Genomic DNA, 16085 nt, shown 5'->3' with positions numbered 1-16085 from the left:
TGTTAAAGAACGTTGCGACGTTGTCGCTAGGGATGCGTATAATACATCCTTTATTTTTCGAGTCAATACTTTGTTTTAAACTTTCTTACGATGATTTAAAACCAAAGTTTTATTTAACTCTCTGATTAACTTTTGCCTCGCTATGCGTTGGCGCCTGCCGTCTCAGTGGGGTCGCATTATAGGGAGAACAGATTTTTACGCAAGTACTTTTTCAAAGAAAAACTAAAATAAAACACTGTTCGGTCAGTATATGAGCGAAAGCCCTTAAAACTGATAGTTTTATAAACAATATAGGCTTTACTGGCACTGAAATAAGCACTACTGCTACACTAATACACTTAATATGTTTAATTTAAAGGTGCATATATGGCAATACGTTCTTATAAAGGAATTACCCCTGCGTTTAATAAGTCTGTTTATATAGACGAGTCGTCTGTATTAGTCGGTGATATTACTATAGGCGATGATAGCAGTGTATGGCCTTTAGTTGCTGCTCGCGGCGATGTTAACCATATTCGTATTGGTGAGCGCTCTAATATTCAAGATGGCAGTGTATTACATTTATCGCGTGCAACTAAAAACAATCCAGATGGTTACCCTCTTATAATAGGCGATGATGTAACGGTTGGTCACAAAGTGATGCTACATGGGTGCGTACTTGGTAACCGTATACTCGTGGGTATGGGTGCGATTGTCATGGATAATGTAATTGTAGAAGATGATGTTATTATTGGTGGGGGCTCGTTGGTACCACCAAATAAGCGCCTGGAATCAGGCTATTTGTATGTAGGAAGTCCAGCAAAGCAAGCCCGTCCATTGACTGAGCAGGAGCTCGCTTTCTTAAAAATATCGGCAGATAACTATGTCCAATTAAAAGATGAATATCTAGCTGAAGCTAACTAATTCCACTTCAATTTGACCTGCCGAGTTATAACTTTCTTCTTCTATTAGTTGCTCGGCACGTTCTTCGTATTCAAAACGGTATTTTTCAAAATAATCTGTAGCGTGACTTTCATCCGTGAGTTTAAGTTTACTTATCGCAATAACACACTCCACCAGCATGCCACTCACTTGAGCAAAAAACACTAATTGGTGGGAAGGCTCTCTAAACTCGAGTCTATCTATAAATTGTACAGCTTGGTTCATTTTAGTGAGCCTTGTTTAAGTGCTTTAACCACGGGGATAATTTCTGGCATTTTGTTATGCCAAACATAATAAGCTTGCGCTGCCTGCCCTACCAACATACCACTGCCATCTAAAAGCTTAGTATTGTTATTATGCTCTGCAACCCAGTTCATAAAAATAGTGTTTGTCAGTGAATAAAACATATCGTATGCAACATCACAGCATGTTAAGTGCTTTTTACCTAAGGCTGGTAATTCGTTATTCATACTGCTAGATGTTGAGTTTACAATTAGTGAGTAATCGCTTACTGGTAAATCATCGAACCCATAGCCTGAAACTTTTCCGTATTCAGCAAATAACTGAGCTAAGTCTTTTGCTTTTTGAGCGGTACGATTAACAATAATAATTTCTGCGGGTTTGTTTTCAAGCAATGGCAATATTACTCCCCTTGCAGCACCACCAGCACCAATTATTAAAATACGCTTATTTTTAATCATAACTTTATTAGCAAGAAGGTCATTTACAAAACCAACGCCGTCGGTGTTATCTCCTAATAATGTACCATCGTCTCTTTTTTTAAGTGTATTAACTGCACCGACTATTTTAGCGAGCGGTGTAAGTTCATCAGCCATTGCAAACGCCTGCTCTTTAAATGGCATGGTAACGTTCGCACCTTTTCCACCTTGCTCAAAAAATGTCGATACTGTTTTTTCAAAGCTGTCGATAGGTGCTAATATTGCGCGATAGTCGATTTGCTCACCTAGCGAGATAGCAAATTGTTTATGTATCGCGGGGGATTTTGAATGTTTAATTGGATTTCCAAAAACCGCATATTTGTCCATTTTAAAACAACCTCTTTGCAGCTAAGTGCTGCCTATAATCGATGATAAATAATATGATTAAACGACTTTTCTCTAAATCTAAGCCTAAGAAAGTAGATCAGACACCTACACCTGAAAAAACGCCTTACGAAATCATTGGCGGAGAGAAAGGTGCACGCGCTATTTCCGAACGATTCTACGACATTATGGCCTCAGATGAATACGCTAAAGCGTTATATGATATGCATCCTCAACCATTAGATAGAATTCGCCAAGTCTTTTTCGAGTTTTTATCTGGTTGGTTAGGTGGGCCTTCACTATTTGAGCAAAATCATGGGCAGCCCATGTTACGTAAACGCCATATGCCATTTTTAATTGACCAGAACTTACGGGATCAATGGATGTATTGTATGAACAAAACCCTTGATATTGAAATTGACAACCCACTACTTCGAGAAGGGCTTAAAAATTCATTTGCTCAGCTAGCAAGCCACATGATTAACCAACATTAATCATAAACAATAAAAAGACGCTTTCGCGTCTTTTTATTGTTTATATTTGCCACTCTCGGGCTATCAACTCTTCTGGTTTACTTGAAAGCCATGCTTGTGGTCTCAAGTAATACTGATATAAGTTTGCTTCAAGGCTGTTTTCAGCTGGTGTAAAGTTATACTCCCAGCGAGCCAGTGGTGGCATGGACATTAAAATAGATTCTGTTCGCCCGCCACTTTGCAATCCAAATAATGTGCCTCTATCCCACACTAAGTTAAACTCAACGTAACGACCACGGCGGTAGAGCTGAAAGTCACGTTGCTGTTCAGAGTACTTATCGTTTTTGCGACGTTCAATAATTGGAATATAGGCATCTAAAAAGCCATTGCCGACTGACTGCATAAACGTAAAGCTTTGCTCAAAGCCTAGTTCATTTAAATCATCGAAAAATAACCCCCCCACCCCACGTGTTTCATCACGATGTTTAAGGTAAAAGTACTCATCGCACCATGTTTTGTATTTTGAATAAACATCACTACCAAACGGCACACATATATCGTGTGCCACTTGGTGCCAATGCTGGACATCTTCAAATACCGGGTAAAAAGGGGTTAAATCAAATCCGCCGCCAAACCACCAAATAGGCTCTTCGCCCTCTTTTTCGGCAATAAAAAAGCGTACGTTGGCATGACTTGTTGGTACGTGCGGGTTTTTGGGATGAATAACAAGTGAAACCCCACAAGCATGAAAACTACGCCCTGCAAGCTCTGGCCTATGGGCGGTTGCAGAACCTGGCATGGATGCGCCAAATACATGAGAGTAATTTACGCCCCCCTGCTCAATTACGTTACCATCAGTAGTTACTCGAGTACGGCCACCACCGCCTTCAGCTCTTTGCCAGCTATCTTCGACAAATTTAGCACTGCCATCTGCAGCTTCTAGCCCTTGGCAAATGGTATCTTGCAAAGCCATAAAGTAGGCTTTTACTTGTTCTAATAATTCGCTTTGCATATTACCCTCTAAATACTTTACCGGTCATGGCATCTTTTATTGTGCTGGGTTGTGTGTTTCCACCTAACGGCTCGTCGACATAGAAGCCAACTTGATCAGCAAATTGCTCCTTTGCTTGCTCAATGCTTATTACTGTTTCTTGGCCTGTTAAATTTGCGCTGGTTGATACCAGTGGCTTTCCAAATTCTTGGCATAAGCGCTTAACTGTTGGGTGATTTGTTACCCTAACCGCAATAGTATCAAACTGCCCTGTTAACCATTTTGGTGTGCTTTTTGCCGCTGGCATAACCCACGTAATAGCAGCCGGCCAACTAGAAAATATATCTGCACGTTTGTCCATAGGTACTTTTGCATCATCAACATACTTTAATAATTGCCCATAATTATCAGCAATTAAAATAAGGCCCTTTTCAACTGGTCGCTGCTTAATTGCCAATAACTTTTCAACAGCATGCTGATTATCGGGGTCACATCCTAAGCCGAACACAGCCTCTGTTGGATAAACAATAACTTCGCCTTCATTTAAGCATGTAAGTGCTGAAGGCGTATTTGAACGTTCTGACAAGGTGGTCTCCAAAAATATTAAACGTTATTGAGTAAGCTTATGCATGCAACTTTTTTGCGGGCATTGCAGTAGTGTACCATTTGCCATGTGTCTTTCTATGACGATGGGCCAATCACATTTAGGGCATGGCTGCTCTACAGGTTTATTATTAAGCGTGTATTTACAGCTTGGGTAGCTGTCGCATGAGTAAAATACTTTACCAAACTTATTACTGCGAGCAACTAAGTGGCCTTTTTTGCATTTTGGGCATGCTGGTAACGTAGCCTCTTGTTCCTTTTGCTCGTTGTCGTTTGCAATATAATGGCAATCAGGGTACCCCGTACAACCAATAAACATACCATAACGGCCATTTTTAACCACCAGCGGTTTGCTGCATTGAGGGCAAGAGGAATCTTCAAGTACTTTTATTTCGTTACTTTCGTGGTGTACTAATGGCCTAATAAAGTCACATTGAGGGTAACTTGCACACCCCAAAAAAGGGCCTGACTTACTGTTGCGGATCACTAACTCTGAACCACACTGTGGGCATACTTCGTATTCTTTTTCTAAGGCGTGCTTATTTGCCGAGAAAAGCGAATGGTCGATTTTACTCATGGTGTTCCTAAGAGGTAAGTGAATTTTCGCCTAATATACCCAAACCAATTAAAGATACAAGCTATGCTATGCGCTTCATCTCTAGTAATTTGGGTGATATAAATAAATTCATAAGGTATTAATGCAATAACTCGGTGGGCTCATCAAAAATTAAGTCTTCCATTTGCTCGTATGCCTCTTCAGAGCCGGGGACATTAAATAACACCATAAGCACTATCCACTTTAAATCATCTAAGCTAATCGCTGGCTTATCGAGTGCTGCAAGCTTATCCATAACCATTTCACGGGTAATACTGTTGATAACCCCAATTTGCTCAACAAACATTAAAAATCCACGACACTCAACGTTTAGCATATCGCATTCGCTTTCTGTAAATATACGAATAGCGCGCCCTGGGTTAGCGATTAAATAAGGAGATTCATCGCTGTGTTGTAAATCGGCTAACTGTTCTAGCCAATTTAAGGCTTTAAATATTTCTGGTTTATTAAAGCCTGCGCGAACTAACTCGTCGGTTAATTCATTTTGCTCAGCAAAAATGTCAGCTTCGCTATGAATGTAATTTTCAAATAGATACATAAGAATATCGAACATGCTACCTTCCTACGCTAAGCCTAATATAACCATCTAAAATGCGTTCAATTTGATCGTCTAACTCTAAATCAAGCAACCTTGCCAGTACTTTATCTATTGGCCATTGAACTCGGCGTACAATATCGTCAACGGTTGTTACCTCAAACCCAATGCTATTTAATACTTCGCAATCACTACTTTGCTGCAGCGTCTCTTCTTTACTATATAGACCGCTTTGATAAGAAAAGCTCACTTCATCTAAAATATCAGTCACATTTTCAACAAGTTTAGCCCCTTGCTTAATTAAAAAATGGCTGGCTTGTGCAAGCGGGTTTTTAATAGAGCCCGGCACTGCAAACACCTCTTTATTTTGTTCAAGCGCATAACGCACCGTAATTAATGAGCCACTTTTAATTTCAGCTTCAACAATTAAAACACCTAAAGATAAGCCCGAAATAATTCTATTTCGACGAGGAAAGTTATGCGCGTTAGCGGCAGTACCGGGTAAAAATTCACTGATTAATAAACCACTATTGAGCACTTGTTCGGTTAACAGTTTATGACGTTTAGGATAATAAATATCAACGCCCGTGCCTAATACTGCAATGGTTTTACCAGATCCAGCTAGTGCACCTTTGTGCGCAGCACCATCTATTCCTCTGGCCATGCCCGATGTAACGGTAATACCTGCCTTCGTTAATTCGTATGCAAACTCTGAGGCTATTTCAAGCCCTGTTGGGGTGGCGTTACGGCTACCAACAATAGCTATTTGCGAGCTAGAAAGTAAAGACACATCGCCCTTACAAAAAAGCAATAAAGGTGCGCTAGCTATCTGCTTTAATGAATCTGGGTAACGTGCATCAAAAAAACAAATTACCTCTATACAATGCTGTGTAATGCGTTCTTCATAATGCTGTACTTGCTGCCAGTCTGTTCTGAGTAAATTACTGGCCTGGTTAGCGGTTAAGCCTAACTCGAGTAATTTAGCGTGGGGTAAGTCAAACAATGACTCAAGTGGGTGGTGTTTAGATAGGGCCAATAAGGTTTTTGTACCTAATCCCTTACACATATAAAAGGCAAGCCAGTGAGCTAACTTGCCTGATGACTGATCCATGCTCTCTCCTAGAGCACCGACTCGCTACTTCTTAATGAATAACTGCAATATCTCCAACGCGAATTGGGTGCTGGTTTTTTGTTATTAATGCATAACTTACTTTGTCATACACTTTGAATACAATTAACTCGCCTACTTTTTCTTTAGGCATTTTCCATGTTGTATTATCTTCGTCAGCTTTATCACTAAATAACTGACTTGCATCAGATAACAGTTTTTCAAATTTACTTGAATCCTCTGGGTAACGAGGACCACGAGGGCCATCAATAACCGTAGGTGATTCACGCTCTAAATCTAAAACATGGCCTGGTTCAATATTTTGCTCGCGGCCTAAGTTTAGCACTACAACATCCATCGTGCTGAATTCTCTTACTTGGCGAGGTGATGCTATGACTTGCCCTTTAACAGGCTCTTTTGGGCGGTGAATATCAAAATACGCAGGCAATAGCTGTCCTTCCATTGCTGGCATTAAAAAGTCACCTTGTTTAATTTCTCGTTTTACTGATTCGACTCGTAACGACGACGGCACACCGTTACTTTCATCGCCACTTCTAAACGCTCGCGCCATGCCAACGTAAGATGCACGCGTTGCTAATACTTCGCCCGTGTTTAAATCAACATAGGGTTCACCCTCGTTGTAAATCGCATAGGCGCCATGTACTTTAAGATCACCTTTAACATATAAAATATGGCCCAAAGTTTGTGTTTTTGTGTTTTCGTTAGCACCTAACACATACGGCATATTTTTTATATCGTCGCTGTTAATCGCTTGCTCGTAACTTAAGTAAGGTTTAATCATTTGCAAAGGTAAAGTGGTAATTGCATTTAACCCTTTTGGCGTAATACGTCCTTGAGGAGACAGCTTTCGATACGCTTTATTAATAACTAAACGTGGATTTCCGTCTGCATCGTATATAAGTGCCAATGCATCACCCGGATAAATTAGGTGAGGGTTATCAATTTGCGGGTTCATTTGCCATAGTTCTGGCCACAACCATGGCTCATCTAAATAAATGCCAGATATATCCCACAACGTATCACCTTTTTTTACAACATACTGTTTTGGTGCATCTTTTTTTATTTTTAGCACGTCAGCAATCGCCCCAAAAGAGGTGCTTAGTGCCAGTATGATTGCAACTAACGGAAATTTCATTGAGCTTCCTTGTATTGTTTTTTCATTATTATTGCTCAAAACCTGTTAAAGGTGAACGTGAATGGCTAAAATAAGAGCATACAATACCCTAAATTAAGCACAAGTGAAAAAGGTAACTAATGGCTAGGTTAGAAGTTTTAAGATTTCCAGATGAGCGTTTACGTACAATAGCAAAAGATGTTGCAGACGTTGACGACCAAGTTCGCCAAATTGTAAAAGATATGCTCGAAACCATGTACGACGAAAATGGCATTGGTTTAGCCGCAACGCAAGTAAATATCCACCAGCGTATTGTGGTTATTGATGTATCTGAAGAGCGTGACGAACCGCTGGTATTAATTAACCCGCAAATTATTAAAAAAGATGGGTCAACGATTAGCGAAGAAGGCTGTTTATCAGTACCTAACTCGTACGCAAAAGTAGACCGAGCTGAAACAGTCACAGTGGCTGCACTAAACGAAAACGGTGAAGAATTTGTGTTAGACGCAGATGAGCTATTAGCTATTTGTATTCAACACGAACTAGACCACCTACAAGGCAAGCTATTTATTGATTACTTATCTCCATTAAAGCGCCAACGTATCCGTAAAAAGCTTGAAAAAGAAGCCAAGTTTGCAGCACAGTAATCAGTACCTTAGGAAAACTCAGTGATCCAACCATTACGCATAATATTTGCCGGTACGCCGGATTTTGCCGCACGCCATTTACAAGCGCTAATAAATAGCGAACATGAAATTGTGGGCGTATATAGCCAACCAGATCGCCCTGCAGGTCGTGGTAAAAAATTAAAAGCGAGCGAAGTCAAAGCGCTAGCACTAGAAAATGACTTGCCTGTTTTTCAGCCTCAGTCATTAAAAAATGATGAGGCACTTGCAGAGCTCACCGCCTTAAATGCCGACATAATGATTGTGGTGGCCTATGGCTTAATTTTACCCAAAGCTATTTTAAATGCGCCACGCTTAGGCTGCTTAAACGTGCATGGTTCTATACTACCTCGCTGGCGTGGTGCTGCGCCTATTCAACGTGCAATTTGGGCAGGTGACGAGGAAACGGGCGTAACCATAATGCAAATGGATGAAGGCTTAGATACCGGCGACATGCTGCATATTAGCCGCTGCCCTATTAGTGATACAGAAACCAGTGCCAGTTTATATAACAAACTAGCAGAGTTAGGTCCTAGTGCATTAATCGACACCGTTAATAAGCTAGCTAATGGTGACATTACCCCTGAGCCTCAAAATGATGAGCTAGCTAACTACGCTAAAAAGCTCTCTAAAGAAGAAGCAAATATAGATTGGTCTATGAGCGCCGTGCAAATAGAACGTAATATTCGCTCTTTTAATCCTTGGCCAGTGTGTTTTACCCAAATGGGCGAACAAACCGTAAAAATATACCAAGCGAAAGTAGTTGATCAATCAGGTAAGCCAGGCGAAATTTTAGCAAGTGATAAAAATGGTGTTGTGGTTGCCTGTGGTGAACACGCTTTAAGTATTACTCAGTTACAACCGCAAGGTAAAAAACCAATGGCAATTAGCGACTTTTTAAATGGTCGCAGTGACTGGGTTAGCCCTGGCACACTATTAGGCGAAAATAATGAATAAAGTACAAAACGTACGAGCGCTAGCCGCTGAGACTTTATATAACGTGGTTGATAAAGGCGCTTCGCTTAATCAAGAACTACCATTTGCAAGCCAAGGTTTACCACCAAAAGACAAAGCACTGTTACAGCAAATTTGTTATGGCGTATTACGCTACTTACCTAGCCTTGAAAACTACTGCCAACATTTAGTAGAAAGCCCACTAAAAGGTAAACGTAGAATTTTTCAGTTTTTACTCTACGTAGGTATTTATCAATTGCAGCACATGCGCGTTCCACCGCATGCAGCAATTAGCGAGACCGTAAATGCACTGGGTCAAATGCGCGCACTAGGATTAAAAGGGTTAATAAATGCTATTTTACGTAGCTTTCAACGCCAGCAAGCAGAGCTTGAAGAAAAAGCAAAGCTTATTCCAGTGTGTTTGTACAACCACCCTAATTGGTTTATTAAACAGGTAAAAGAAGCCTATCCAGAAAACTGGGAAGCCATACTTGAAGAAAACCAGCAACAAGCGCCAATGTGGTTACGTGTAAACCAATCACAATTTAGCACGCAAGAATATAGCGATATGCTAACGGCTAACGATATAGAACATACATTAAACCCAGACTTTATAGACGGGATTAAACTTGCCAAGCCGCGTGATGTTTTTTCACTTCCTGAGTTTGATACGGGTGCTTGCTCAGTGCAAGATGCAGCAGCGCAGTTAGCTGCTCGATTTTTAGAGCCAAAAGATGATGATGTTATTTTAGATGCCTGTGCAGCACCTGGCGGTAAAACATGCCATATATTAGAGCTTGCCGACGCCGACGTACTTGCACTTGATAGCGATGCCACTCGCCTTGAACGCGTAAAGCAAAACTTAACCCGAATAGGTTTAGGTGCCGACCTACAATGTGGTGATGCATCGCAACCGCACACATGGTGGGACGATGAACAGTTCGATCGTATTTTATTAGACGTGCCTTGTTCAGCAACCGGCGTTATTCGTCGCCACCCTGATATAAAATGGCTACGTCGTGCATCCGACATTGAAGACTTAGCCGCACTACAAGGTGATATACTCAATAGCATTTGGCCTCTACTCAAGCCTGGTGGTACATTGGTATATGCAACATGTTCGGTTCTTCCAAAAGAAAACCAACAACAAGTTGCTAAATTTTTAGCTAATAACGATGACGTAGAGCATATTCCACTGCATGATAAAGACACCCTCACCACACCAGGTTTACAGCTACTTCCGGATGAAAGTGATGGTTTTTATTACGCTAAAATGGTTAAAAAAGCCTAGTTAAATAGGGCTTAATAACGCGTACAACAAGCCATTTTTAAATTTAAAAATGGCTTTTTATTACTACTTAATACACTGGTAAATAATGAAAATAATCATACTCGGTGCTGGACAGGTTGGCGCCACGCTAGCTGAAAACTTAGTAGGCGAACAAAACGAAATTACCGTAGTAGACATTGACGGTAACCGTATACGCGAACTGCAAGATAAATATGACCTCCAAGGTGTAATGGGGCACAGTGCTCACCCTGATGTATTGCGTCGCGCCGGTGCAGAGGATGCAGATATGATTATTGCGGTAACCAGCTCAGATGAAGTAAACATGGTGGCGTGCCAAGTGGCGTATAGTATTTTTAATACACCCACTAAAATTGCCCGAATTCGCTCTGAGCAGTATTTAAAATACCGTGAAAAACTTTTCCAAAACGATGATTTACCAATCGATCATTACATTGCCCCAGAAGCGTTAGTCACTAAGTATATACGCCGCTTAATTGACTACCCTGGCGCCTTGCAAGTATTGCAGTTTGCCGATGGTATGCTCTCGCTAGTTGCAGTAAAAGCCTATTACGGTGGTTTATTAGTAGGCTATGCCTTATCTGCATTAAAAGAGCATATACCCAATGTAGAAACTCGCGTTGCAGCTATTTACCGTCAAGGCAAAGCCATTAAACCGCTCGGTACAACCGTTATTGAAGCCGACGATGAAGTATTCTTCATCGCAGCAACCAAACATATACGCGCCGTAATGAACGAACTGCAGAAGCTTGAGCGTTCATACAAAAAAATAATGATTGCCGGTGGTGGTAACATTGGTGCAGGCCTTGCTCGCTCTCTTGAAAAAAATCACACCGTTAAGCTAATAGAGCGCAGTAAAGAACGTGCTGAACAGCTTTCAGAAATGCTCGACAATACGGTAGTATTTTGTGGCGACGCCTCCGATCAAGAACTTCTTTCTGAAGAACATATCGAACAAGTGGATGTGTTTATTGCCGTTACCAACGACGATGAAGCCAATATTATGTCGGCCATGCTTGCCAAACGCATGGGCGCGCAAAAAACCATGGTGCTTATTCAACGTGGTGCGTATGTAGACCTAGTACAAGGTGGCGAAATAGACATTGCCATATCGCCGCAACAGGCAACAATTTCTGCATTGTTAACCCATGTACGTCGAGGTGATATTGTTAACGTGTATTCATTGCGTAAAGGGGCTGCAGAGGCTATTGAAGCAGTTGCTCATGGCGATGAAAATACCTCCAAAGTAGTTGGCCGTGCAATTGCCGATATAAAACTACCTGCAGGGACAACTATTGGGGCCATTGTGCGTAACGACGATGTACTCATTGCACACGACGACACCATTATTATGTCGGGCGATCACGTGATTATGTTTTTAATTGATAAAAAACATATCAACGTAGTAGAAAAGCTCTTCCAAGTAAGTGCTATATTTTTATAACGCATCAAACACAAAAAAGCCGCTGAACATGGCGGCTTTAGTGGAGTATGATTGGGGCTTATCAATGCTACTGTACTTTGGCAAATTCTTCTTTAGAAAGCTCACCATTTCCATCTGTGTCTAAATCTTTAAAAATTTTCACTAGTTGTGAGTTTACTTGAGCTTCTTCCATGCTGATAACACCGTCACTGTTGCTATCAAACGATGCAAAGTCTACCGCTGCATAAGCTGCTGAAGAAGATGCTAAAGCTAAAACCGCAAGTGTTGTATTTAATGTTTTCATAGTGATGTTCCTAGTAAAATGAGAAATCCTTTTCTAAGATCCCTGTCTGTGAAAAATAGCTAAACCAATACCGGTTAACTTTAAAATTTTGCAAACTCGTCTTTAGACAGCTCACCGTTACCATCTGTATCTAGCTCTGTAAACTCAGCCATTAAATCAGTGTCTATTGCCGCTTCGCTTGGGCTAATTGCACCACTGCCGTCGGTATCTAAACTGTCAAAATCTGATGCTGCAAATGCTGCTGAAGAAGACGCTAATGCAATAAGTGCTAATGCTTTGTTTAAATGTTTCATGACTTAATCCTTCAAAATTTTATTTAAAAAATAACCTAATTAACTCGTAAAATAGCTTCACTTCCTTGTTATCCTTTTTCGAAGGCTCCCTTGCCTACTTAGGTTGTCTTTGGCAACTCAGGATGCTTTTTATTTAATTAAGCTTTTGAAAACTCTTCTTTTGATAACTCATCGTTTTGGTCAGTATCGAGCTCTGAAAACATGCTCATTAATTTTGCATCAACCGATGCCTCAGCTTGGCTAATTGCGCCATTGCCGTCTACATCGAGTGTATTAAAGTCAGAGCCTGCAAAAGCGGCTGACGAAGAAGCGAGTGCGATCAGTGCTAATGTTTTATTAATGCGTTTCATAGTATGTATCCTTCAAGTTGTATGTGAGTGATTGGTACTTACTGTTAATCACGTTTTTCGATTAGTACAACCAGACTATTACAACTTAAATGCCAATATTTATTAATTAATATTTTTCAGTACCTTACGTGTTAAATACTGAAAAAAGTGCAAATTTAAGCATTATTTTTGTAGCTATTTAGCAACGCAGGTTTAGTTAAAATTGGTAAGTTAATAAAAATCAGTTAGTTAGGTTTCATATAAAAAACCACAAAGCCAGGCAACTTGAATAGTTAAGGATGTGTTAGGTATTGATCAGGAAGTTTTAAACTGAACAAGGTGTAAAAATAAAATAAAATATAAAAAATTTGAATGCTATATCTCTGTTTTTATTTAATAAAAAATAATAATTTAAAGGCTGATAATTTATTTTCGTTCATAAAGTAAAAAGTCGCTATTTTGTTGCAAAATAGCGACATTAAAACCTAATCAGCATCGAGTTCTATCATAGCGGGGTCAATAAAGTGCTCTTTCATAAAAGCTTTCATCTCTTCTTTACTGGCTAATAACTTAATACCGCAACGCACGCCTGCATTATGATCTTTCACGCTGCACACTTCGCCTTCAAAGCCTTTGCTATTACTACCTAATACCATAGTGCATTGTGAGTCTTTGATGCTTTCTAGATCTGCGTCAGTTTTTACATCAAACATAGCCCCCGTTAGCGAAATATCTTTTATAACACCATCGAGTACCTTGTCATCACTGAGTTTAAGTTTTGCAGGCAATAGAGTTGGAATACGGGTTTGCGAACGTAAACTAAATAGCTGAACTTGCTTGGGGTAGTTTATAAAAATCAGCCTAACGGGGTGAGATGCAATAGATTTAATTTGCTGTCTAAACGCAATTATTTGTCCATCGTCACCTTCTATTAATGCTCTTACAACGACGGTGACGCCATCTCGTAAGTAATCATTTGCGCCCGGTAAACGTTTAGCTGTAGGAAAGTTTAAAATAATAAACTTTTCATCAAGCAAGCCTACCATTTCTGTTTTCACGCGCTTACTGCTAGTGGGTGTTAATATTTCTAAGTCAACTAAACTACCAACCGGTATATTATTTAATTTGTCTGCATGCGTTGCTGGCATATCCATTCCATAAACATAGTAGTAAAACGTTGTGTTTTATCCGCGCCAAAACGTAGGCGTAAATAACACAAGCAAAGTAAAAATTTCTAGTCGGCCAAATACCATTGCAATAGTCAGCAACCATTTAGCGCCGTCGGTTATTGCACCATAATGCGAGGCAACATCACCCAACCCTGGGCCTAAGTTATTTAAACACGCCGCCGTAGCCGAAAACGCCGTTATATTATCCATTCCCGTACCCATAAGCGCCAGCATAATAATAATAAATACTAAGGCATAGGCAGAGAAGAACCCCCACACAGCCTCTACAACCTTATCAGGCAATGCTTTACGGCCAAGTTTGATTGAATAAATAGCACGAGGATGTACTAAGCGGTTTAGCTCACGTACGCCTTGCAGGTAAAGTAAAAACACGCGTACCACTTTCATACCGCCCCCGGTAGACCCTGCACAGCCACCAATAAAGCTCGAAAATATTAATAAAATAGGTAAAAACAGCGGCCATGTTGAAAAGTTATCGGTAGCAAAACCCGCCGTTGTACTCATTGATACCGCTTGAAATAGTGCTTGGTCAAGGGTTTCATCACCATTGGCGTATATCTCGTTCGACGACAACACAGTGAAACAAATAACCACCAGCGCTAATTGAATGCATAAAAATACTTTAAACTCGGGGTCGCGAATGTAGACCTGCACATTCCGGCTTGCCACCGCCGCATAGTGCAAGGAGAAGTTAATAGCGGCAATGATTAAAAAGAATACACAAATAAAGTTAATAACCGGGCTGTCGAAATGGCCCATAGAAGCATCATAAGTCGAAAACCCACCAATGGCGACGGTAGAAAATGCATGACAAATGGCATCAAACCAGTCCATTCCTGCCGCCCAATACGCCAACATACAGGCAATGGTTAACGACACATAAATATACCAAAGATGCTTTGCGGTATCGGCTATGCGAGGGGTCATTTTTGAGTCTTTTACTGGGCCGGGGATTTCAGCACGATACAACTGCATTCCACCAACACCTAGCATGGGCAATATTGCAACAGCTAATACAATGATCCCCATACCGCCAAACCACTGTAATTGCTGGCGATAAAACAGCACTGACTTGGGTAAATATTCAATCCCCGTCAGCACCGTAGCTCCTGTCGTTGTTAAACCCGAAAAGGCTTCAAACACCGCATCAGCAAGGGATAAATTAGGCTCTTGTAAAAAGATAAGAGGCAAGGATGCGAATGCCCCCAGTACCAACCAAAACAAAACCACAATTAAAAAGCCTTCGCGGGCTTTCAAATCCCCGTTTTCATGTCGGTTTGGGTAATACGCTATTAAGCCAATAATAATACTGAAAATAAACGCTAAAACAAAAGGAACACCACCACCATCTTTATAAATTAAAGACACCACAGCAGGTGGCACCATGGTAATACTAAACAGCGCAACAAGTTGCCCAAGAATTTTTATGATGGTACGAAATTGCATTTAGCTAATCGCTTTTATTATTAGTAAATTCAGGCTCAACTGCATTAGCCTGGTTAAATAGAATGAATATGCATTACATGCAACTTGTGTAGGTTATTACTCTTTAATGGTTAACTCAACTGCGCCGTGACTTAAATCAAAAATATCTTTAATTGCTTGCTGTGCTTGGCGGCTATCAATGGTGATCACCCAATCAATATTAGCAGTAAATTGCTTTTCAATGTTTAGCACTTGGTAGTGCGTTTTAAGTAGCTGCTCAATTGCGCCTTGCATGCTGTATTCACTGCTGCCAAGTAGCTCAACACTTGGAACTTTAAGTACGGTGTCTAATTTGGCTAATGCATTATTTAACGATCCACCATAAGCACGCACTAACCCGCCAGTTCCAAGTTTAATCCCTCCAAAATACCGGGTCACCACGGCAGTAACTTCACCTAGCCCTGATCCCACCAGCACATTTAACATTGGTTTACCGGCCGTACCATTTGGCTCACCATCATCTGAAAAACCATACACGTGGCTGCCACCGGGGTTACCTGCCACATGGGCCCAACAATTATGCCGAGCATCGCTGTATTTATCTTCAATACTTTTAATAAAAGCTTTAGCTGCGGCTAAATCTGGAGTGTGTGCAATATGCACAATAAACGTGCTTTTTTTAATTTCTTCTTGGTGAAACACAGCACCGGCTGGGTATTTATATTCTGACATATTTTACTTAACCAAAAAAATGGGGCCATTAGGCCC

At 40.6% G+C, this 16085-nt stretch carries 20 protein-coding genes; 6 read left to right on the top strand and 14 right to left on the bottom strand.

Going from position 1 to position 16085, the window contains the following annotated elements:
* Nucleotides 1-366 precede the first annotated feature (366 nt).
* On the top strand, nt 367-903 hold the full coding sequence (locus R0J88_RS15725; RefSeq protein ID WP_410900394.1) for a gamma carbonic anhydrase family protein: 537 nt from the start codon (nt 367-369) through the stop codon (nt 901-903).
* Here the strand turns inward: R0J88_RS15725 and R0J88_RS15720 are convergent.
* The gene (locus tag R0J88_RS15720; RefSeq protein WP_410900393.1) at nt 886-1146 is read right to left on the bottom strand and encodes a DUF1488 domain-containing protein; all 261 of its coding nucleotides are present in this window, start codon (nt 1144-1146) and stop codon (nt 886-888) included. The two genes, R0J88_RS15725 and R0J88_RS15720, sit on opposite strands and share 18 nt — an antisense overlap.
* A complete protein-coding gene (aroE, locus tag R0J88_RS15715; RefSeq protein ID WP_410900392.1) occupies nt 1143-1967 on the bottom strand; it encodes a shikimate dehydrogenase in 825 nt (274 codons plus the stop codon). Before aroE ends, R0J88_RS15720 begins: the two co-directional genes overlap by 4 nt.
* A 53-nt stretch (nt 1968-2020) precedes the next feature.
* Here aroE and R0J88_RS15710 point away from each other — a divergent pair, with 53 nt between their 5' ends.
* A complete protein-coding gene (locus tag R0J88_RS15710; RefSeq protein WP_410900391.1) occupies nt 2021-2458 on the top strand; it encodes a group II truncated hemoglobin in 438 nt (145 codons plus the stop codon).
* Between the two features lie 40 nt (nt 2459-2498).
* On the opposite strand, the gene hemF is transcribed toward R0J88_RS15710, so the two are convergent.
* The 6 genes from hemF to R0J88_RS15680 all read right to left on the bottom strand — a co-directional run bounded on the left by hemF (nt 2499) and on the right by R0J88_RS15680 (nt 7446).
* Complete coding sequence (hemF, locus tag R0J88_RS15705; protein ID WP_410900390.1) at nt 2499-3449, bottom strand: oxygen-dependent coproporphyrinogen oxidase; 951 nt, start codon at nt 3447-3449, stop codon at nt 2499-2501.
* A 1-nt stretch (nt 3450) separates the two neighbouring features.
* Entirely contained in the window at nt 3451-4014 is a 564-nt protein-coding gene (locus R0J88_RS15700; RefSeq protein ID WP_410900389.1) for an L-threonylcarbamoyladenylate synthase, read from the bottom strand.
* 24 nt (nt 4015-4038) lie between these two features.
* Nucleotides 4039-4608, bottom strand: coding sequence for a type I DNA topoisomerase (locus R0J88_RS15695; protein WP_008130812.1), 570 nt, complete (start codon nt 4606-4608; stop codon nt 4039-4041).
* Between the two features lie 118 nt (nt 4609-4726).
* Complete coding sequence (locus tag R0J88_RS15690; protein WP_008130811.1) at nt 4727-5200, bottom strand: DUF494 family protein; 474 nt, start codon at nt 5198-5200, stop codon at nt 4727-4729.
* Nucleotide 5201: 1 nt separating this feature from the next.
* Nucleotides 5202-6293 (bottom strand): DNA-processing protein DprA, encoded by a 1092-nt coding sequence (dprA, locus tag R0J88_RS15685; protein ID WP_410900388.1) that lies wholly within the window; start codon nt 6291-6293, stop codon nt 5202-5204.
* A 31-nt stretch (nt 6294-6324) separates the two neighbouring features.
* A complete protein-coding gene (locus tag R0J88_RS15680; RefSeq protein WP_410900387.1) occupies nt 6325-7446 on the bottom strand; it encodes a LysM peptidoglycan-binding domain-containing protein in 1122 nt (373 codons plus the stop codon).
* Nucleotides 7447-7565: 119 nt separating this feature from the next.
* Between R0J88_RS15680 and def the strand changes: the two genes are divergently transcribed.
* The 4 genes from def (at nt 7566) to trkA (ending at nt 11797) form a co-directional block, all read left to right on the top strand.
* Nucleotides 7566-8072 (top strand): peptide deformylase, encoded by a 507-nt coding sequence (gene def, locus R0J88_RS15675; RefSeq protein WP_006794002.1) that lies wholly within the window; start codon nt 7566-7568, stop codon nt 8070-8072.
* Between the two features lie 21 nt (nt 8073-8093).
* Nucleotides 8094-9047: a methionyl-tRNA formyltransferase gene (gene fmt / locus R0J88_RS15670; RefSeq protein ID WP_410900386.1), complete on the top strand. Its 954-nt coding sequence runs from the start codon at nt 8094-8096 to the stop codon at nt 9045-9047.
* A complete protein-coding gene (gene rsmB / locus R0J88_RS15665) occupies nt 9040-10335 on the top strand; it encodes a 16S rRNA (cytosine(967)-C(5))-methyltransferase RsmB (RefSeq protein ID WP_410900385.1) in 1296 nt (431 codons plus the stop codon). The genes fmt and rsmB overlap by 8 nt, the downstream gene beginning before the upstream one ends.
* A gap of 85 nt (nt 10336-10420) precedes the next feature.
* Nucleotides 10421-11797, top strand: a complete 1377-nt coding sequence (gene trkA / locus R0J88_RS15660; RefSeq protein ID WP_410900384.1) for a Trk system potassium transporter TrkA — start codon at nt 10421-10423, stop codon at nt 11795-11797.
* A gap of 67 nt (nt 11798-11864) precedes the next feature.
* On the opposite strand, the gene R0J88_RS15655 is transcribed toward trkA, so the two are convergent.
* The 6 genes from R0J88_RS15655 to R0J88_RS15630 form a co-directional block, all read right to left on the bottom strand.
* Nucleotides 11865-12080 (bottom strand): calmodulin, encoded by a 216-nt coding sequence (locus R0J88_RS15655; RefSeq protein WP_410900383.1) that lies wholly within the window; start codon nt 12078-12080, stop codon nt 11865-11867.
* An 80-nt stretch (nt 12081-12160) separates the two neighbouring features.
* Nucleotides 12161-12373, bottom strand: a complete 213-nt coding sequence (locus R0J88_RS15650; protein WP_058405184.1) for an EF-hand domain-containing protein — start codon at nt 12371-12373, stop codon at nt 12161-12163.
* A 137-nt stretch (nt 12374-12510) separates the two neighbouring features.
* Nucleotides 12511-12723, bottom strand: coding sequence for a calmodulin (locus tag R0J88_RS15645; RefSeq protein WP_410900382.1), 213 nt, complete (start codon nt 12721-12723; stop codon nt 12511-12513).
* 464 nt (nt 12724-13187) lie between these two features.
* The gene (locus tag R0J88_RS15640) at nt 13188-13850 is read right to left on the bottom strand and encodes a flagellar brake domain-containing protein (protein ID WP_410900381.1); all 663 of its coding nucleotides are present in this window, start codon (nt 13848-13850) and stop codon (nt 13188-13190) included.
* 36 nt (nt 13851-13886) lie between these two features.
* The gene (locus R0J88_RS15635) at nt 13887-15338 is read right to left on the bottom strand and encodes a TrkH family potassium uptake protein (RefSeq protein WP_008130797.1); all 1452 of its coding nucleotides are present in this window, start codon (nt 15336-15338) and stop codon (nt 13887-13889) included.
* A gap of 96 nt (nt 15339-15434) precedes the next feature.
* Nucleotides 15435-16049 carry a YigZ family protein gene (locus R0J88_RS15630; RefSeq protein WP_410900380.1) on the bottom strand — a complete coding sequence of 205 codons (615 nt, stop codon included), beginning with the start codon at nt 16047-16049 and terminating at the stop codon, nt 15435-15437.
* Nucleotides 16050-16085: the final 36 nt, after the last annotated feature.

It is taken from the genome of Pseudoalteromonas sp. SIMBA_162, assembly GCF_046535955.1.
Classification (GTDB): domain Bacteria; phylum Pseudomonadota; class Gammaproteobacteria; order Enterobacterales; family Alteromonadaceae; genus Pseudoalteromonas; species Pseudoalteromonas marina.
This window is presented reverse-complemented; position numbering and strand designations above follow the sequence as displayed.